At 72.0% G+C, this 16,765-nt stretch carries 17 protein-coding genes; 6 read left to right on the top strand and 11 right to left on the bottom strand.

Features of this window, described 5'->3' with window-relative positions:
- Window positions 1-12 precede the first annotated feature (12 nt).
- Window positions 13-687 carry a FadR/GntR family transcriptional regulator gene (locus CXR44_RS21155; RefSeq protein WP_101787823.1) on the top strand — a complete coding sequence of 225 codons (675 nt, stop codon included), beginning with the start codon at window positions 13-15 and terminating at the stop codon, window positions 685-687.
- Between the two features lie 326 nt (window positions 688-1,013).
- Here the strand turns inward: CXR44_RS21155 and CXR44_RS21150 are convergent, their stop codons facing one another.
- The gene (locus CXR44_RS21150) at window positions 1,014-1,745 is read right to left on the bottom strand and encodes a YqeB family protein (RefSeq protein ID WP_245899299.1); all 732 of its coding nucleotides are present in this window, start codon (window positions 1,743-1,745) and stop codon (window positions 1,014-1,016) included.
- 198 nt (window positions 1,746-1,943) lie between these two features.
- Here CXR44_RS21150 and CXR44_RS21145 point away from each other — a divergent pair, with 198 nt between their 5' ends.
- The 3 genes from CXR44_RS21145 (at window position 1,944) to CXR44_RS21135 (ending at window position 4,413) form a co-directional block, all read left to right on the top strand.
- On the top strand, window positions 1,944-2,915 hold the full coding sequence (locus CXR44_RS21145; RefSeq protein WP_101787821.1) for a DNA polymerase ligase N-terminal domain-containing protein: 972 nt from the start codon (window positions 1,944-1,946) through the stop codon (window positions 2,913-2,915).
- Between the two features lie 191 nt (window positions 2,916-3,106).
- Window positions 3,107-3,886, top strand: a complete 780-nt coding sequence (locus tag CXR44_RS21140; protein ID WP_180903622.1) for an MFS transporter — start codon at window positions 3,107-3,109, stop codon at window positions 3,884-3,886.
- 41 nt (window positions 3,887-3,927) lie between these two features.
- Window positions 3,928-4,413, top strand: coding sequence for a GNAT family N-acetyltransferase (locus CXR44_RS21135; RefSeq protein WP_101787819.1), 486 nt, complete (start codon window positions 3,928-3,930; stop codon window positions 4,411-4,413).
- Between the two features lie 45 nt (window positions 4,414-4,458).
- On the opposite strand, the gene CXR44_RS21130 is transcribed toward CXR44_RS21135, so the two are convergent.
- The 9 genes from CXR44_RS21130 to CXR44_RS21090 all read right to left on the bottom strand — a co-directional run bounded on the left by CXR44_RS21130 (window position 4,459) and on the right by CXR44_RS21090 (window position 12,500).
- Window positions 4,459-4,860: a DNA-binding protein gene (locus CXR44_RS21130; RefSeq protein ID WP_101787818.1), complete on the bottom strand. Its 402-nt coding sequence runs from the start codon at window positions 4,858-4,860 to the stop codon at window positions 4,459-4,461.
- Complete coding sequence (locus tag CXR44_RS21125) at window positions 4,857-5,102, bottom strand: type II toxin-antitoxin system CcdA family antitoxin (protein ID WP_101787817.1); 246 nt, start codon at window positions 5,100-5,102, stop codon at window positions 4,857-4,859. Before CXR44_RS21125 ends, CXR44_RS21130 begins: the two co-directional genes overlap by 4 nt.
- Window positions 5,103-5,148: 46 nt before the next feature.
- A complete protein-coding gene (locus CXR44_RS21120) occupies window positions 5,149-6,075 on the bottom strand; it encodes an aldo/keto reductase (RefSeq protein WP_101787816.1) in 927 nt (308 codons plus the stop codon).
- Complete coding sequence (locus CXR44_RS21115) at window positions 6,072-7,061, bottom strand: ABC transporter permease (protein WP_245899298.1); 990 nt, start codon at window positions 7,059-7,061, stop codon at window positions 6,072-6,074. Before CXR44_RS21115 ends, CXR44_RS21120 begins: the two co-directional genes overlap by 4 nt.
- Complete coding sequence (locus CXR44_RS21110; protein WP_101787815.1) at window positions 7,058-8,536, bottom strand: sugar ABC transporter ATP-binding protein; 1,479 nt, start codon at window positions 8,534-8,536, stop codon at window positions 7,058-7,060. Before CXR44_RS21110 ends, CXR44_RS21115 begins: the two co-directional genes overlap by 4 nt.
- Complete coding sequence (locus CXR44_RS21105; RefSeq protein WP_101787814.1) at window positions 8,536-9,561, bottom strand: sugar ABC transporter substrate-binding protein; 1,026 nt, start codon at window positions 9,559-9,561, stop codon at window positions 8,536-8,538. The genes CXR44_RS21110 and CXR44_RS21105 overlap by 1 nt, the downstream gene beginning before the upstream one ends.
- A gap of 64 nt (window positions 9,562-9,625) precedes the next feature.
- Entirely contained in the window at window positions 9,626-10,360 is a 735-nt protein-coding gene (locus tag CXR44_RS21100; protein ID WP_101787813.1) for an SDR family NAD(P)-dependent oxidoreductase, read from the bottom strand.
- Entirely contained in the window at window positions 10,357-11,658 is a 1,302-nt protein-coding gene (locus tag CXR44_RS21095; RefSeq protein ID WP_101787812.1) for an L-fuconate dehydratase, read from the bottom strand. The genes CXR44_RS21100 and CXR44_RS21095 overlap by 4 nt, the downstream gene beginning before the upstream one ends.
- A complete protein-coding gene (locus CXR44_RS21090) occupies window positions 11,655-12,500 on the bottom strand; it encodes a fumarylacetoacetate hydrolase family protein (protein ID WP_101787811.1) in 846 nt (281 codons plus the stop codon). Before CXR44_RS21090 ends, CXR44_RS21095 begins: the two co-directional genes overlap by 4 nt.
- A gap of 412 nt (window positions 12,501-12,912) precedes the next feature.
- Here CXR44_RS21090 and CXR44_RS21085 point away from each other — a divergent pair, with 412 nt between their 5' ends.
- Window positions 12,913-14,103 carry a cytochrome P450 gene (locus CXR44_RS21085; protein ID WP_180903621.1) on the top strand — a complete coding sequence of 397 codons (1,191 nt, stop codon included), beginning with the start codon at window positions 12,913-12,915 and terminating at the stop codon, window positions 14,101-14,103.
- Between the two features lie 188 nt (window positions 14,104-14,291).
- Here the strand turns inward: CXR44_RS21085 and CXR44_RS21080 are convergent, their stop codons facing one another.
- A complete protein-coding gene (locus tag CXR44_RS21080; protein ID WP_245899297.1) occupies window positions 14,292-15,749 on the bottom strand; it encodes an aromatic amino acid ammonia-lyase in 1,458 nt (485 codons plus the stop codon).
- 109 nt (window positions 15,750-15,858) lie between these two features.
- Between CXR44_RS21080 and CXR44_RS21075 the strand changes: the two genes are divergently transcribed.
- On the top strand, window positions 15,859-16,743 hold the full coding sequence (locus tag CXR44_RS21075; protein ID WP_219601941.1) for a MurR/RpiR family transcriptional regulator: 885 nt from the start codon (window positions 15,859-15,861) through the stop codon (window positions 16,741-16,743).
- Window positions 16,744-16,765 lie beyond the last annotated feature (22 nt).

Raw genomic sequence — 16,765 nt, 5'->3', positions numbered from 1 at the left:
AGGGAGAAAAGCGTGGCGGTCACCGACGCGGCCATCGACAAGATCAAGAGCATGATCCTCTCCGGTGAGCTGGCACCCGGAGCCAGGCTGCCGAAGGAGGCCGACCTGGCCGAGCGGCTGGGCCTGTCACGCAACTCGCTGCGCGAGGCCGTCCGCGCGCTGGCGCTGATCAACGTCCTGGACGTACGGCAGGGCGACGGCACCTACGTGACCAGCCTGGAGCCGAGGCTGCTGCTCGACACCATGTCGTTCGTGCTCGACCTGCACCGTGACGACACCGTCCTGCAGTTCTTCGAGGTACGGCGCATCCTGGAGCCGGCCGCCACGGCCATGGCCACCAAGCTCATGAGCGACGCCGACATCGAGGAGCTGCGCACGATCCTGGAGTCGCTGCCCGGCGACCCGACGATTGAGGAGCTCGTCGCCAACGACCTGGAGTTCCACGCCCGCATCGCCCAGGGTTCGGGGAACGCGGTGCTGTGCTCGTTCATCGAGAGCCTGTCGGGGCCGACCACCCGGGCGCGGATCTGGCGCGGGCTCACCCAGGAGGGCGCGATGGAGAAGACGCGCGAGCAGCACACCGCGATCTACGAGGCCATCGCCGCCCGTCAGGCCGACGTGGCCCGCTCGTGGGCCACCGTGCACGTGGCCGGCGTCGAGTCCTGGCTCCGCAAGGCCCTGGCCTGACCGCTGACCAACCCCTGGCCCGACCTCTGACGCCGGGAACAGGTGCCGGACCGGCGACGGGTACCGGGCCGGAAACAGACACCCGACCGAACACGGACACCGGGCCGGAGACGGACGACCGGCCGTAAGAGGGGTGGCCAGAGAGGGGCGACCAGCCGTAGAAGAGGGGGCCGACCGGAGTGGAGTGGCGGTCGGAGGCGGGCGACCGGCCGTAAAAGGGGTGGCCGGAGAGGGGCGACCGACCGTAGAAGAGGGGGCCGACCGGCCGTAGAAGAGGGGGCCGACCGCAGTGGGGTGGCGGTCGGAGGCGGTGGGGGCGGGCGGCTTCAGGGGGAGCCGGGGGCGTCCAGCTCGTCCGGTGTGCCCGCGCGCCGCCAGTACTGCCGCTTCTTCTCATCCCGGACCACGACGCCCAGCTTCGCCAGCTCCACCCGCAGTTCCTCGGCGTCGTCCGCGTCGCCCTTCTCGACCGCGCGGGCGCGGGCTTTGAGGATCGCGTGCGCGGCGGCGGACAGGTCGGGGTGGCCCTCCACCCACCGCCGGAAGTCCTCCTGGTACGGGTCGCCGTCCGCCAGCCACGGATAGCCGTGGGCCTGGAAGGCGGCGACGAGCCGCTCCTCGGAGGGCAGGTCGCCACCCCGCCGGACGAGCTCACCCGTGTCGTGGCCGAGCAGCACGAGCTGCTTGGCGTCGTGGAAGACGCCGGCGACCGCCTCGCGCGGCACCTCCTGCCGCGAGTCGCGGCAGACGACGGTGACCCGGTCGTCGTCGACGGTGACCGTCACGTAGTAGTGCTCGGCGAGCAACGCGAGCAGCAGCCCGGCGACGACGCCGACGGCGACGGCGCCGATCGTCAGCGGGGCCGGCGGGATCGACCCGATCAGTCGCAGCGGCCCCTCGAAAGGCGTCCACGGCAGCGACGACACCCAGCCGACCAGGAGCTTCAGCAGCCAACCGGCTCCGGCGCCCAGGAGGGGGAAACCGATCCAGCAGAGTCCGCGCTGTCCGGCCGTCGGGCCGAGCACCGTCGCCCCCCGGGATGGCGCACCGGATGGCATCGTTTCGTCTCCCTTCGTCCCCGCCTCACCCCGACCGAGGCGGTGTGGGGCTGCGCCTCCATGCAGGCGCGACCCATCGGATGGATCATGCCGTCGCAACCCTAGTGTTCGGCGCGGCGGCCGCTCGACGGCCGAAAGTAGCGGCAATGCCGACTTTGGTCGCCGGGACGCGGCCCCGGCGACGGGTAGAAGGCCGCTGTGGCCGACAAACTGGAGCGATACCGCAGCAGACGCGACGCCAGCCGTACCCCCGAGCCCGTACCCGCCGAGCCGCCCGAGCCGCGCGGCGGCGACGCCTACGTGATCCAGGAGCACCACGCCCGTTCGCTGCACTGGGACCTGCGGCTGGAGCGCGACGGCGTGCTGGCCTCGTGGGCCATCCCCAAGGGCCTGCCGGCCGACCCGGCCGTCAACCACCTGGCCGTGCACACCGAGGACCACCCGATGGAGTACCTCACCTTCCAGGGCGAGATCCCCCAGGGCGAGTACGGCGGCGGCACCATGACGGTCTGGGACACCGGCACCTACGAGACGGAGAAGTGGTCGGACCGCGAGGTGAAGGTCGTGTTGCACGGCTCTCGCGCCTCGGGCCGTTTCGTGCTGTTCCGGACCGACGACAAGAACTGGATGATCCACCGCATGGACCCCCCGGCCAGGGACCCGTTCCCTCCGCTGGAGCCCATGCTTCCGGTCGAGCGCGTCCGGCCGCCGCGCGCGGAGGCCGACTACGCCTACGAGTTCGCCTGGGGCGGGCGCCGGCTGCTGGTCCCGGTGGACGGCGGCCGGACCGACGCGGCGCGCGACCATCCGTGGCTGCGGCCGCTCGCGGCCTCCCTCGGCAGCCGCAGCGTGGTGCTGGACGGAGAGGTCGTCACCCTGGCCGGGGCGGAGGTGCTGGTCTGCTACGACCTGCTGTACGACGACGGCCGCTCGCTGGTGGCCGAGCCGTACACGGCCCGCCGCTCCGCCCTGGAAGCCCTCGACCTGTCGGCGGCCCGCTGGCAGACCGCGCCCTCGTGGCCGGGCCAGGCGGCCCCGGTACGGCGGGCGGCGCGCGAGCAGGGTCTGCCCGGCGTGGTGGCCAAACGCCTGGACTCCCCGTACGAGCCGGGCCCGTCGCGGGCGTGGCTCCTCATCCCGTCGCCCGCCCGCAGGCCGCCCCGCGGCTAGCCCCGCGTCGTCGGCCCGCCCTTTCCCCGGCCGAGGTCAGCGGCCGGACGGCTCCGGCACCCGGCCGACCCCGCACATGAAGTAGTTGCCGACCCCGCCCAGCACCGGCTCGGTCACGGGGACGTCCATCCGCCACTCGTGCAGGTTGACCAGGCCGGGCTCGACCAGGTCCAGGCCGTCGCTTGGACGCGGTGGCGGCGACCCGGACGTCCTTCCTGATCATCGCGGGCGGCATCCTCGTCGTGGCCGGCCTGCTGTGGCTGACGCTCTCCCCGGCGAAGGCGGGCCCGGCGGACGGGCACGTCCCGCTGTCCCGCCTCGTCCGCGAGGGCCTGGTGCTGGTACGCGACCCCGGGGTCGCGCTGTCGTACGCCGCCTCCTTCGTGGCGCGTGCCGACCTGGCCATCGTCGTGGGGTTCATGAGCCTGTGGATCACGGATCACGCCGTCAACGAGCGCGGGATGTCGGGCGCGGAGGCACTGGCCAGGGCCGGGGCCGTGGTGGGCGTGGCGCAGATGGTCGCGCTGGCGTGCGCCCCCCTGTTCGGCTGGCTCGGTGACCGGATGCGGCGCCAGGACCTGGTGATCGTCGCCCAGCTCGTCGCCGCGTGCGCCTACCTGTCCACCCTGCTCGTCACCGACCCGCTGGGGACGGACATGATCGTCGTCGCGGTGCTGATCGGGGTCGGGGAGATCGCCGGCATCACCACGGCGGGCCCGCTGCTGGTCCAGCAGGTGCCCGCGGACGTGCGCGGCACGGCGTTCGGCGTGCACACACTCTGCGGGGCCGCCGGCATCATGATCCTGTCCGCGGTGGGCGGGCTGCTGTACGACGCGTGGCGACCCGCCGGCCCGTTCGTGGCGGCCGGGGTCGCCGGACTCCTGGTCGCCGCCTTCGGCCTCGCCGTACGGCGGCGCGTCAGGGCGAGCGTCCAGGCGGACCTGGGCCGCGAGGCGATGCCCGAGCGATAAAGGGCAGGCGCCGCCCTCCCTCCGGGGCCCATACTTCTGGGGTGCGCATCACGACCATCAGTCCCCATGATTCCCTGGGCCCGGAGCTGCTCGCCCTGCAGCACGCCGCATACGCCGTGGAGGCGGAGCTCATCGGCGACGACCGCATCCCACCACTGCACGAGAGCCTGGAAGGGCTGCGGAGCGAGCCGCTGACCTGGCTCGGCACGTTCGACGGCGAGCGGCTGGTGGGCGCCGTGGCCTGGGAGGAGACGCCGGACGAGGTGGACGTCAACCGGCTCGTCGTGCATCCGGAGGAGCACCGGCGCGGCATCGGGCGGGCGCTGGTCGAGGAGGTCATGGCCCGGGCGGGCGGGCGGCGGATCATCGTGTCCACGGGGCGCGACAACAAGCCCGCGCGAACGCTGTACGAGCGGCTGGGATTCCGGCCGCGTCGCGAGCACGAGGTGATCCCGGGTTTGTGGATCGCGAGCTACCTCTACGAGCGGACCACCCGGGACCGCCCGCGAGGAGACGCCCAGGGCTAGATGTACGTGGCCAGGGTCTTGGTGCCACCCGGGTGACGTTTCACGTCAGATGCCGATAAGTCGCACGCGGGTACCGCACAAGCGAGCCATGCCGTCCACGTCGGAGGTCAGCATGGCCACCGGCCCCCGCTGGCGCAGAGCCATCTCCGCGACTGTCGCGTCGATCGCGTACTTGTGGCCGTGCAGCCCGGCGGCCTTGAGCAGCTCAGCGGACCTCTTCGCCGTTCTCTCGGTCACCGGCTCGACCTTCACCCGGGAGAGCACCCACCGGAGCCGAGCCATGTCCACTCGCGTGTGGCAGGCTTCCACAATGGTGTTGGCACCGATGACGAAGTCGGCGCCCATGGAATGGAACACCTGAAACATGGCGAGAACCTTGCGGTCCTGCGTGATCCAGGATGAGAGCCCTTGGGAGTCCAGGACGACGGTTCCGACGTGGTCGATCACGCCGCGCTCGCGGAACCGCCAGAGTCCGCCCCGAAGATCCTGGCGCGAGCCTCGGCCAGTTCCTCGTCGGTAAACTCCCCGTGGTCCTCCTGGTGACGCTGGAGGTCTGCACCCAGGAGTTCGTGCCGGAGCTGGCGTGCCACAGCTTCGGCCACATAGCCGGAGACGTTGTCAGTGAGCTTCCTGAGCTCGGTGACCTGGTCACTGGGAAGTGTCACCGTGATACGAGTCGTCTCCGCCATAACGCAATCATACTGCAGTATGCGCGGTGGACGGATCTCCAAGACTCTAGATCAAGCCCTCGGCCTCCAGTTCTCGCCACAGGTCGTCGGGCACCGGCCGGCTCCACAGTGCGGCGTTGGCCTCGACCTCCTGCGGCGACCGGGCTCCCAGGACGATCGAGGCGACCGCCGGGTGGCGCAGTGGGAAGGCCATCGCCGCCTGCGGGAGGGCCACGCCGTACGTCTCGCACACCGCGGCGACGCGGCGGGCCCGCTCCAGGACGGCGGGCGGCGCCGGTCGGTAGTCGAACGTCCCCGACGGCCGCGGCGTGGCCAGCAGGCCGCTGTTGAAGACGCCGGCGGCCAGCACCCGCACGCCCCGCTCCAGGCAGGCGTCGAGCAGCGGCAGGCCCGACTGGTCGAGCAGCGTGTAGCGGCCGGCCAGCATGACCACGTCGACGCCGGTCTCCTCGACGAACCGCAGCGGCGCCCGCCACTGGTTCATGCCGACGCCGATCGCCCGGACGACGCCCTCCTCGCGCAGTTCGGCCAGCGCCGGGTACGCCTGGGTGAGCGCCTCCTCCAGATGGTCGTCGGGGTCGTGGATGAGGGCGATGTCCACGCGCGGAAGCCCGAGCCGGTCCAGGGACTCCTCCAGCGACCGCCGCACGCCGTCCCGCGAGAAGTCCCACACCCGCTCGTACGCCGCCGGGACGTCGAAGCCCTGGTCGTCGCGCCCGCCCCGGCCGGCCGGCCGGAGCAGGCGGCCGACCTTGGTGGACAGCACGTACCCGGTACGGCCGGCGAGCGCGGCGCCGAGGCGGCGCTCCGACAGGCCGAGCCCGTAGTGCGGCGCGGTGTCGAACAGCCGGACCCCGCGCGACCATGCCGCCTCGACCGTGGCGCGGGCCTGCTCCTCGCCGACCGCCTCGTACAGCCCGCCGATCGGAGCCGCGCCGAACCCGTGGCGGGGCAGGTCGTCGAGCGTCCTCAATCCTGTGCCTTCCCGCCGGCTATCCGGCTGATCATGAGGGCGACCAGGATGATGGCGCCGTAGACGACAGGCTGCCAGAACCCGGAGACGCCCTTGAGGGTGAGCAGGTTCTGCACCAGGCCGATCACCAGCACGCCGGTGAGCGCGCCGAGGATCGTGCCCTTGCCGCCGTCCATGCTGACGCCGCCGATGACCGCCGCGGCGAACACCATGAAGATCCAGCCGACGCCCTGGTTGGAGCCGATCGCGCCGAGCCGCCCGGTCTCCAGGATGCCGGCCAGCGCGGCCAGCATGCCGCCCAGGATGAACACGCCCCACAGCACCCGGTCCACCCGGATGCCCGCCGCGCGGGCCGCGTCGGCGTTGCCGCCGATGGCGTACAGCGAGCGGCCCACCCGGAAGTAGGCCAGCCCGGCGATGCCCGCCGCGAACAGCACCGCCGCGATCCAGATCGAGGCCGGCAGGCCGAGCCAGATGGCGCTGCCCAGGTAGAGGATCGAGTCGGGGAGCTGGAACAGCGTCTTGCCCTCGGTCGGGCCGAGCTGCAGGCCGTGCACGATGATCAGCATCGCCAGCGTGACGATGAACGCCGACAGCTGGAACTTGATGATCAGGAATCCGTTGAACGCCCCGATGGCGGCTCCGACGAGCAGGCAGAGCGGGATGACCAGCATGCCGGGCAGCCCGAGCCCGAACCCGCCGGCGGAGGCCGGGACCACCAGCATCACCGCGATGGCGGGGGCCATGCCGACCGTCGACTCCAGCGACAGGTCGAACTTGCCGGAGATGAGGATCATCGCCTCGGCCAGCACCACGAGCGAGATCGCCGCCTGCTGCTGGAGCACGTTCGTCAGGTTGCCCGTCGTCAGGAACGTCGGGTCCAGGAACGCGCCCACGACGAGCAGGAGCAGGATCACCGGCACCAGGGTCAGGTCCCGGAACCGGGCGAGCCGCACCCGAGGGGTGGGCGCAGTCAGTGTCGTCACTGTTCAATGCCTTCCATCACGGCCACGAGCTCGTGGTCGGTCCACCCGCGCGGCACGTCCTTCACGACGCGGCCGTGGAACATCACCAGCACCCGGTCGCAGATGCGCAGGTCGTCCAGCTCGTCGGAGACGACCACGGCGCCCGCCCCGCGTTCGACGGCGTCCTCGACGGCGCCGAGCAGGGCCTGCTTGGCCTTGACGTCGACACCCGCCGTCGGGTTGATCACGACGAGCGCGGACGGGTCGTCCACCAGCGCCCGCGCGAACACCACCTTCTGGGCGTTGCCGCCGGACAGGTCGCCGACGGGCTGCTCGGGTCCTTCGGTCTTGATCTGCAGATCCTCGATGAGCTGCCGCGCCTTGGCCCGACGCCGGGCCGGCGACACGACGCCGAACCTGCCGAGCTTGCGCGCGATCGGGATCGTGGCGTTCTCCGCAACCGACAGCAGCGGGACGAAGCCCTCGTGGTGGCGGTCCTCGGGCACGAAGCCGAGGCCGGCGCGCAGCGCGGCGGGCACGTCGCCCGGCTTGACCTGGGTGCCGTTGACGGTCACGGTGCCCGAGTCGGGCCTGCGCAGGCCCACCAGGGTCTCGGCGAGGCCGACCTTGCCGCTGCTGGCGGACCCGGCCAGGCCCACCACCTCACCGGACCGGACGGCGAGGTCGACGTCGTGGTAGCGGCCCGCCAGCGACAGGTTCGCGCCGGCCAGCACGACCCGCTCGCCGGCCGTGCGGGCGCGCGGCTCGTAGGCGAGGGTCGCCTCACCCGTCATCGCGGAGACCAGCTCGTCATGCGGGAGCCCGGCGACGGGCCTGGTGACGATGTGCCGGGCGTCGCGGAACACCGTGACGCTCTGGCAGATCTCGTACACCTCGTCCAGGTGGTGGGAGATGTACATCATCGTCACGCCCTGCTCGCGCAGGGCGCGCATGCGGGTGAACAGACGGTCGATGGCCGGGCCGTCCAGCCGCGCCGTCGGCTCGTCGAGGATGATGAAGCGCGCGCCGAAGGACAGCGCGCGGGCGATCTCCACGAGCTGCCGCTGCTCGACGCCGAGGTCGCCGGCCGGCGTGTCGGCGTCGACGTCCACCTCGTAGGTGGCCAGCAGCTCGCGGGCCCTGGACCTCAGCTCCCGCCAGTTGATCATCCCTCGGTCGGTCTGCCGGTTGAGGAAGAGGTTCTCGGCGACCGTGAGGGCCGGGATGATGGTCGACTTCTGGTAGACGCAGGCGACGCGCCGCCGCCACGCGTCGCGGTCGGCGAGGGCGGGCGCCTGCTCGCCGGCGAACCGCACCTCGCCCTCGTCGGGCCGCTGGAGACCGGTGAGGATCGACACCAGGGTCGACTTTCCCGCGCCGTTGCGGCCGACGAGGGCGTGGGTCTCGCCCTCGGCGATCGCGATGCCCGCGCCGTTCAGCGCGACGGTCGGCCCGAAGCGCTTGACGATGTTCCGGGCTTCAACGTGATAGTTCATCACTTGACCTGGTTGCCCCAGAGGTTCTTGTCATCCACGTTGTCCTTCGTCACCAGCGGGGCGGGGAGCTGGTCCTCCAGGCCGTTAGGAAGCTGGATGATCGTGCTGTCGTGGTCGGTCGGCCCGGGCTTGAAGGTCTTGCCCTCGACCGCCGCCTTGGCGTAGAAGAGCGCGTACCTGGCGTACAGGTCGGCCGGCTGCGACACCGTCGCGTCGATCTCGCCCTTGCGGATCGCCTCGAACTCCTGCGGGATGCCGTCGTTCGACACGACGACGACGTGCTTGGGGTCGTCCGGCGGGACGAGCAGGCCCTTCTGCTTGAGCACCTGCAGCGTCGGCGCCAGGTGGACGCCGCCGGCGTGCATGTAGATGCCCTTCACGTCGGGGTTCTGCTCCAGGCGGGTCTGCAGCATGGACGCGGCCTTGCTGCCCTCCCACTCGGTCGGCTCCTCGAAGACCGTGATCCCGGGGAACTTCGTCTTCATGCACTCGCGGAACGCCTCGGCCCGGTCGCGCCCGTTGACGGAGCTGAGCGCGCCCATGAGCTCGACGACCTTGCCCTTGCCGCCCAGCTTCTCGCCGAGGAACTCACAGGCCTTGGTCCCGTACGCCCTGTTGTCGGCCCGGACGACCATGTAGACCTTGCCCTTGTCGGGCCGGGTGTCGACGGAGACGACCGGGATCTTCCGGTTCTCCAGCGTCTGCAGCGTGCTGGCGATCGCGCCCGTGTCCTGGGGGGCCATGACGATGGCCTTGGCGCCCTGGCCGGTCAGCGCCTGGACGTTGTTGACCAGCTTGGTCACGTCGTTCTGCGAGTTGGTGGCCGGCATCAGGTCGACCTTGAGCTCGCCGGCGATCTGCGGGACGTACTTCATGTAGGAGTTCCAGAAGTCGGAGTCGGCACGCGGGTGGTCGATGCCGACCTTGCCGCCTCCGCTCCCGTCGCTGGCTGTGGGTGTGCTTGAGCCGCACGCGGCGACGACCGCCAAGAGGGCCGCGCCTGCGACCGCCGGGCCGAGCTTCATCGTAGGGAGCTACCTTCCTCGGGCGGGCCTGACCGGGTGAGGCCGGCCCTGATCTTGCCTTGGTTCAGTTCTCCGGCCGGAGCCGGAGTCCTTGCATGCCGCCGTCGACCGCGAGCGCCGTGCCCGTGGTCGCGCCGGCCTCCGGGCCCGCCAGGTAGGCGACCGCCGCGGCGACCTCCTCCGCGCTGACCAGCCGCCCCATCGGCTGCCTGGCGTTGAGCGCCCGCCTCTCCGCCTCCGGGTCGTCGGCCGCGTCCAGCAGCCTTCCTACCCAGGGCGTGTCCGCGGTTCCGGGGTTGACGCAGTTGACCCGGATGCCCTCGCGCACGTGGTCGGCGGCCATGGCCAGCGTCAGCGACAGGACCGCCCCCTTGGTGGCGCTGTAGAGGGCCCGCCTGGGCAGCCCGGCGGTGGCCGCGATCGAGCACACGTTGACGATCGAGGCGTGCTCGGACCGCCTCAGGTACGGCAGGGCCGCGCGGGTGACCCGGACCATGCCGAGGACGTTCACGTCGAAGACCCGCTGCCATTCGCTGTCCGGGTTGTCCTCGACGGTGCCCTGCGCCCCGATGCCGGCGTTGTTGACGAGCACGTCGATGCCGCCGAGCCGGTCGGCCGCCTCGGCGACGGCCGCGCGGACCTGGGCGTCGTCGGTGACGTCCGCCTTGATCCCGACGAACGGCTCGGCCGGGGGGTTGAGGTCGAGGCAGGCCACGCGCATGCCGCGCTGCGCCAGCAGGGTCGCGGTGGCCAGGCCGATGCCCGAACCGCCGCCGGTCACGATCGCTGTGAGACTCATGCGTCCTTCCAGACCTCGCCGCCGGGGAAGCTGTGGGCGGCGATCGACTCGGGGTGCATCTCGGCGCTGAAGCCCGGCGCGCTCGGCGCGACGTACCTGCCGCGCTCGATGACGACGGGGTTCACGAAGTGTTCGTGCAGGTGGTCGACGTACTCGATCACCCGGTGGTCCATGGAGCCGGTGACGGCCACGTAGTCGAACATCGACAGGTGCTGCACCAGCTCGCACAGCCCCACGCCGCCGGCGTGCGGGCAGACCGGGACGCCGAACTTCGCGGCGAGCAGCAGGATGGCGATGTTCTCGTTGACGCCGCCGACGCGGGCGGAGTCGATCTGCAGGTACGAGATCGCGCCGGCCTGCAGGAGCTGCTTGAAGACGATGCGGTTCTGCACGTGCTCGCCGGTGGCGACCGGGACGGGCCTGATGCCCTCGGCGATGGCGGCGTGGCCGAGCACGTCGTCGGGGCTGGTCGGCTCCTCCACCCAGTGCGGGCGGAACTCGCTGAGCGCGTTGACCCAGGCGATGGCCGAGGCCACGTCCCAGCGCTGGTTGGCGTCGATCGCGATGGGGAAGTCGGGACCGCACACCTCGCGGGCCACCCGGAGGCGACGCACGTCGTCGTCGAGGTCCGCGCCCACCTTGAGCTTGATCTGGCCGAAGCCCTGGTCGAGGGCCTCCTTGCAGAGCCGCCTGAGCTTGTCGTCGTCGTAGCCGAGCCAGCCTGGCGAGGTGGTGTAGGCGGGGTAGCCCTCCGCCTTGAGCCGGGCGATCCGCTCCCGCCTGCCGGGCTCGGCGGCGCGCAGGATCTCCAGCGCCTGTTCCGGCGTCAGCGCGTCGCTGAGGTAGCGGAAGTCCACGAGGCCGACAATCTGCTCGGGCGTCATCTCCGACAGCAGCAGCCAGACCGGCTTGCCCTCGCGCTTGGCGCGCAGGTCCCACAGGGCGTTGACCACGGCGGAGATCGCCATGTGCATGACGCCCTTCTCCGGCCCCAGCCAGCGCAGCTGCGAGTCGTCCACCATCTCCTTGTAGAGCGCGCCCAGGTCCTCGGCGTCGCGGCCGAGGACGTACGGCTCCAGCGCGCTGATGGCCGCGGTCTGCACGTCGTTGCCGCGCCCGATCGTGAACGCGAACCCGTGCCCGGAGAATCCGTCGTCGGTTCTGAGCACCACGTAGGCGGCGGAGTAGTCGGGATCGGGGTTCATCGCGTCGGAGCCGTCGAGCTCTCGTGAGGTCGGGAAGCGCACGTCGTGCGTCTCCATCGCCACGATCCGGTACGGGGTCCTCGCGGCGGTCATGCCTGCCCCACCGTCTGCCGCTGGCGGCCCAGCCCTTCGATCTCCAGCTCCATCACGTCGCCCGCGCGCAGGTACGGCCGGCCGGGGAGGCCGAGCGCGACACCCGCGGGCGTGCCGGTGTTGATGACGTCGCCCGGCTCCAGCACCATGAACTGGCTGAGGTAGCGGACGATCTCCGCCACATCGAAGATCATGTTCTTGCTGTCGCCGTTCTGGCGCAGCTCGCCGTTCACCCACAGCCGCATGGGCAGCCGCTGCGGGTCGGCGATCTCGTCGGCGGTGACGAGCCAGGGGCCGAACGGGTTGAACGTCTCGCAGGACTTGCCCTTGTCCCACTGGCCGCCCCGCTCAAGCTGGAACTCCCGCTCGGAGACGTCGTTGGAGATGGCGTAGCCAGCGACGGCGTCCAGGGCCTCCTCCCGGCTGCCGAGATAGCGGGCCCGCTTGCCGATGACGACGGCGAGCTCGACCTCCCAGTCGGTCTTCACGCTGCCCCGCGGCACCAGCACCTCGTCGTACGGGCCGACCATGGTGTCGGCGGCCTTCATGAACACGACGGGCTCGGCCGGCACCTCGGCGCCCGACTCGGCCGCGTGGTCGCTGAAGTTGAGTCCGATGCACACGATCTTGCCCGGCCGGGCGAGGGGCGCGCCGATGCGCAGCCCCTCCGGGTCGACGACCGGCAGCTCGTCGCGTTCGAGCGCCTGGCGGACGCGTGCCACTCCCCCGGAAGCGAGGAAAGCCCCGTCGATCTCCGGCTCTCCGATGTCGCGCAGGTTGCCGGCGCTGTCCATCACCACCGGCCGCTCCTGCCCGACAGGTCCTACTCGCAGCAGCTTCACACCGCGTCCTTCGCTCATACATCGGATGTCTATAGGCCCGATGCTGGTAGCCGCAGCGAGAAGATGTCAAGACCTGCACCGGACACACATCCGATCCGTGATGCTTTAGAAACCGTATTTGTCCCTTCATCTGCCAACTTGCGAGAACAGACATCGGACGATGCCAGCCGATGCGGAGCACTCGGCGGCCCAGTGGAGCCCCAAGGTCATCGGATGGGTCTTCGTTGGCGAGCGGAGGCGCCGCGCGCCCCGGCCTCCGCGAGACCGGCGCTTCCACACGCGCGGTGACGGCCGGACATCCGATGACCGATTCGCCGCCGCGGGGCGGCGATTGACTGGCAGGATGTGCCGTAATAGAACAACGTTCACTAAGGCTTCTCAACCAAGCGCTTGATCGACCCCCTCGAGGTGAATGGCTGTGCGGATCGACCTCGTCGACCAGGACCAGTACGCGAACTCCGGTCCCCCTCACGAACAGCTGCGCTGGCTGCGCGAGAACGACCCCGTCCACCGGCACGAGGGCGAGCCCGCGTTCTGGGCGGTCACCCGCTACGACGACGTCGTACACGTCTCGCGGCACTCCGAGCTGTTCTCCTCGCACCGCAAGCTCGCCCTGTTCGACGAGATGCCCGAGGAGCAGCGGGCGCTGCAGCGGCTGATGATGCTCAACCAGGACCCGCCCGAGCACACCCGGCGGCGATCCCTGGTCAACCGGGGCTTCACGCCCCGCACGATCGGCGCCCTCGAACAGCACATCCGCGAGATCTGCGACGACCTGCTCGACAAGTGCTCGGGCGAGGCCGACTTCGTCACCGAGGTGGCCGCGCCCCTGCCGCTGTACGTCATCTGCGAGCTGCTCGGCGCCCCCGTGTCCGACCGGGACAAGCTCTTCAACTGGTCCAACCGCATGATCGGCGCCCAGGACCCCGACTACGCCCCCGCCTCCGAGGACGAGGGCGACCCGGCGATGGAGGTGTACGCCTACGCCAACCAGCTCGCCGCGCTGCGCAGGGAGAACCCCCGCGACGACATCGTCACCAAGCTCCTGCAGCCCGACGACAACGGCGAGACCCTCAGCGAGAGCGAGTTCGACCTGTTCGTCCTGCTGCTCGTCGTGGCCGGCAACGAGACCACCCGCAACGCGGCCTCCGGCGGCATGCTCGCCCTGTTCGAGCACCCCGACCAGTGGGAGCGCCTCGTCGCCGACCCGTCGCTGGCCCGCACCGCCGCCGACGAGATCGTCCGCTGGGTCTCGCCGGTCAACCTCTTCCGCCGCACGGCCACCCGCGACCTGACACTGGGCGGCAAGCAGATCAAGGAGGACGACAAGGTCGTCGTCTTCTACTCCTCGGCCAACCGGGACGCCTCCGTCTTCCCGGACGCGGAGGTCTTCGACATCGGCCGGGACCCGAACCCGCAGATCGGCTTCGGCGGCGGCGGCGCGCACTTCTGCCTCGGCAACCACCTCGCCAAGCTGGAGCTGCGCGTCCTGTTCGAGCAGCTCGCCCGCCGCTACCCGCGCCTGCGCCGGACGGGCGAGGCCCGGCGGCTGCGCTCCAACTTCATCAACGGCATCAAGGAGCTGCCGGTCCTCCTGCGCTGACGCCCGCCCGAGCCCGGCGCCGGACGGCGACCACCACCCGTTCCGCGACGGCGACCCCACGTCCAGCCACCCCAGCCGTGCCGCGAGCGCGGCGGGGTCGGACGGCGGAATCAGACGGCGGAATCAGACGGCGGGGTCGGACGGCGGGGTCAGGCGGCGGGGTCAGATGGCGGGGTCAGGCGGCGGGGTCAGATGGCGGCGAGGGCGTCCAGGAGGGCGGCCGCGCTCTCGACGTCCGCCGACAGCGGCCGGTCCTCGGACCGCGGATCGAGCCGGCCGGCCGCCGTGGCGAACGCCGCCCCCACGGGCGTCCCCGGGCCGGGCGGCTGGTCGCGCTGCCGCACCGCCCGTACGGCCGCCACCAGCTCGCAGGCCAGCACGAGGCGGTAGGACGCGGCGGCCCGCAGCGTCTGGCGGGCCGCCTGCGCGGCGAAGCCGGCGTGCTCCTCCACGCCCCGTGACAGGACGGCGTGCCCGAGCGCGGCAGGGTGGGCGACGCCGCGCAGGTCGGCCAGCGCCGAGTTGGCCGCGTACTCCAGGATCATCACCCCCGAAGCGGCCGGCGCCCCGTCGGCGAGGAACGGGCGCAGGCCGGTGAACGCCGGCTCCACCAGCGTCGCCAGCCGGGCCGCGGACAGCTGGGCCGTCTGCAGCAGCGCCAGGCGCAGGTGGTCGAGGGCGAGCCCGAGCGGGGCCTGGTGGAAGCCGCCGTGGTGGTGGACGCTCCCGCCACCGGCGGCACGGACGAGCGGGTTCTCGGCCGCCGCGTTGACCTCGATCTCCAGCACCTGTTCGACCCGCGCCGCCGCTTCCACGGTCGGCCCGTGGACCTGAGGGAAGCACCGGTAGCCGAACGGGTCCTGCACGCGGGCGCCGCCCAGCCGGGCTCCGCCGAGCAGGCGGCGCAGCTCAGCGGCCACCGCGACGCTCCCGGGATGCGGCCGGGCGGCGTGCACCTCCTCGTCGTACGGCTCGCTCCCGCCGTCCACGGCGTGCAGGGACAGGGCGGCGACGACGGTCGTGGCCCGCAGCAGGGCGGCGATGTCGGCCCAGGCGAGCGCGGCCTGCCCGATCGTCAGGGCGCTGCTGCTGATGAACGCCAGCGCGTCGCCCGGCTCCAGCGTGACGGGGACGGGCGGCGCGCCCCGGCCGCCGGTCCACGCGAGCTCGCCGATGAGGGTGAGCCCGGTCTCGGCCAGGGCGGTCAGGTCTCCGGTGCCGATGGCGCCGACCTCGTGCACCCGCGGGAGGTGCCCGGTGGCGAGGGCCCCGGCCAGCGCCTCGGCGAAGGCCGGCTGCAGCCCCGCCCCACCGCCGAGCACCTGGTTGGCCCGTACGGCGAGCATCGCGCGCACCTGCTCGGCCGGGACGAGCGCGCCGATGCCGCCCGCGTGGCTGCGCAGCAGGCGCAGGCCGTGCAGGTCACCGTCGGCGACGCTCGCGGTGCGGTTGGCGCCCACGCCGGTCGTCCGTCCGTAGACGGGCCGGTGCCGTGCGATCTCGCCGGCCGCCCGGTGCGCCGCGGCCGCCCGCGCCAGCCCCTCCGGATGCAGGCGGACCGCGACGCCGGGACGGCGGGCCAGGCGGGCGACGTCGGCGGGCCGCAGCCGGACGCCGTCCAGCGTGATGACCCCAGCTGTTGACATATCCATATTCAGACACGATTCTGCATGAATATCTGCTTACCAAACAAGGGGCGAGAACCGGCGGCCCGGCGGGCATGACCTCCGGGACGGGACGGAAAGGGACCGAGCGGTGAGTGAACCGGTGGACGCGGGCGTGGCGGTCGCCTCCGACGACGCCTCGCGGGTGGCCGCCCGCCTGCGGGAGCTGGTCGAGGGCCACCGGCTCTCGCCGGCCCAGCGGCGGATCGCCCGCTACCTCCTGGACCGGCCCGACCGGGCCGTGTTCCTGACCAGCGTGGACATCGCCGAAGCGGTCGGCATCAGCCAGCCGTCGGTGACCCGGTTCGCCTTCGCCCTCGGGTTCACCGGCTTCCCGGAGTTCCGCGACCACCTGCGCGCCGCGCTGCGCGACGGCCGCCAGCCGGACGCCGGACCGGCGCCCGACCCCATCCAGGCCATGGTCGACTCCGAGATCCGCAACCTTGAGCTGCTGCGCGACGGCCTCGGCGCCACCCGGCTGGGCGAGGTCGCGGCCCGGCTCGCCGCCTCCCGGCCGCTGCCGGTCGTCGGGCTGCGCGTCTCGGCGCCGCTCGCCCACCTCTTCGGCTACCTCGCCGCCAAGGCCCATCCCGACGTACGGGTGATCGACACGCCCGGTTCGGCGCTGGAGGACCGGCTGAGCCGGGCCGCCCAGGCCGGGGCGACGTGGACGCTGGCGTTCGGACTGCCCCGCTACCCCCGGGAACTGCGCGAAGGGCTGATCTGGGCGCGGCGGGCCGGCCTGCGGGTGGCGCTCGTCACCGACCACTCCGTCGGCGCGCTCGCCGAGCACGCCGACGTCGTCCTCACCGCGCCCGTCAGCTCGCAGTTCGCCTTCGACTCCCAGGCCGCGCCCAGCGTGCTGTGCGCCGCCCTGGTCCACTCGATGGTCTACGCGCTGCCCACCGAGGAGCAGGCGGCGATCGAGGAGTTCGAGAACACCGCCGCCGAACGGCGGCTCTTCCTGCCCGAATGACGGCCACGACCATGACCACGCA

Source organism: Nonomuraea indica (genome assembly GCF_002850745.1).
Classification (GTDB): Bacteria; Actinomycetota; Actinomycetes; order Streptosporangiales; family Streptosporangiaceae; genus Nonomuraea; species Nonomuraea indica.
Note: the sequence above shows the minus strand (reverse complement) of the source record. Positions and strands in the feature narration are given on the sequence as shown.

Coding starts and splice junctions, on each gene's coding strand:
- CXR44_RS21150 (WP_245899299.1), bottom strand. CDS start 1,745: ATGCCATCCGGTGCGCCATCCCGGGGGGCGACGGTGCTCGGCCCGACG.
- CXR44_RS21125 (WP_101787817.1), bottom strand. CDS start 5,102: ATGGCGGAGACGACTCGTATCACGGTGACACTTCCCAGTGACCAGGTC.
- CXR44_RS21110 (WP_101787815.1), bottom strand. CDS start 8,536: ATGAACTATCACGTTGAAGCCCGGAACATCGTCAAGCGCTTCGGGCCG.
- CXR44_RS21105 (WP_101787814.1), bottom strand. CDS start 9,561: ATGAAGCTCGGCCCGGCGGTCGCAGGCGCGGCCCTCTTGGCGGTCGTC.
- CXR44_RS21100 (WP_101787813.1), bottom strand. CDS start 10,360: ATGAGTCTCACAGCGATCGTGACCGGCGGCGGTTCGGGCATCGGCCTG.
- CXR44_RS21095 (WP_101787812.1), bottom strand. CDS start 11,658: ATGACCGCCGCGAGGACCCCGTACCGGATCGTGGCGATGGAGACGCAC.
- CXR44_RS21085 (WP_180903621.1), top strand. CDS start 12,913: ATGGCTGTGCGGATCGACCTCGTCGACCAGGACCAGTACGCGAACTCC.
- CXR44_RS21080 (WP_245899297.1), bottom strand. CDS start 15,749: ATGTCAACAGCTGGGGTCATCACGCTGGACGGCGTCCGGCTGCGGCCC.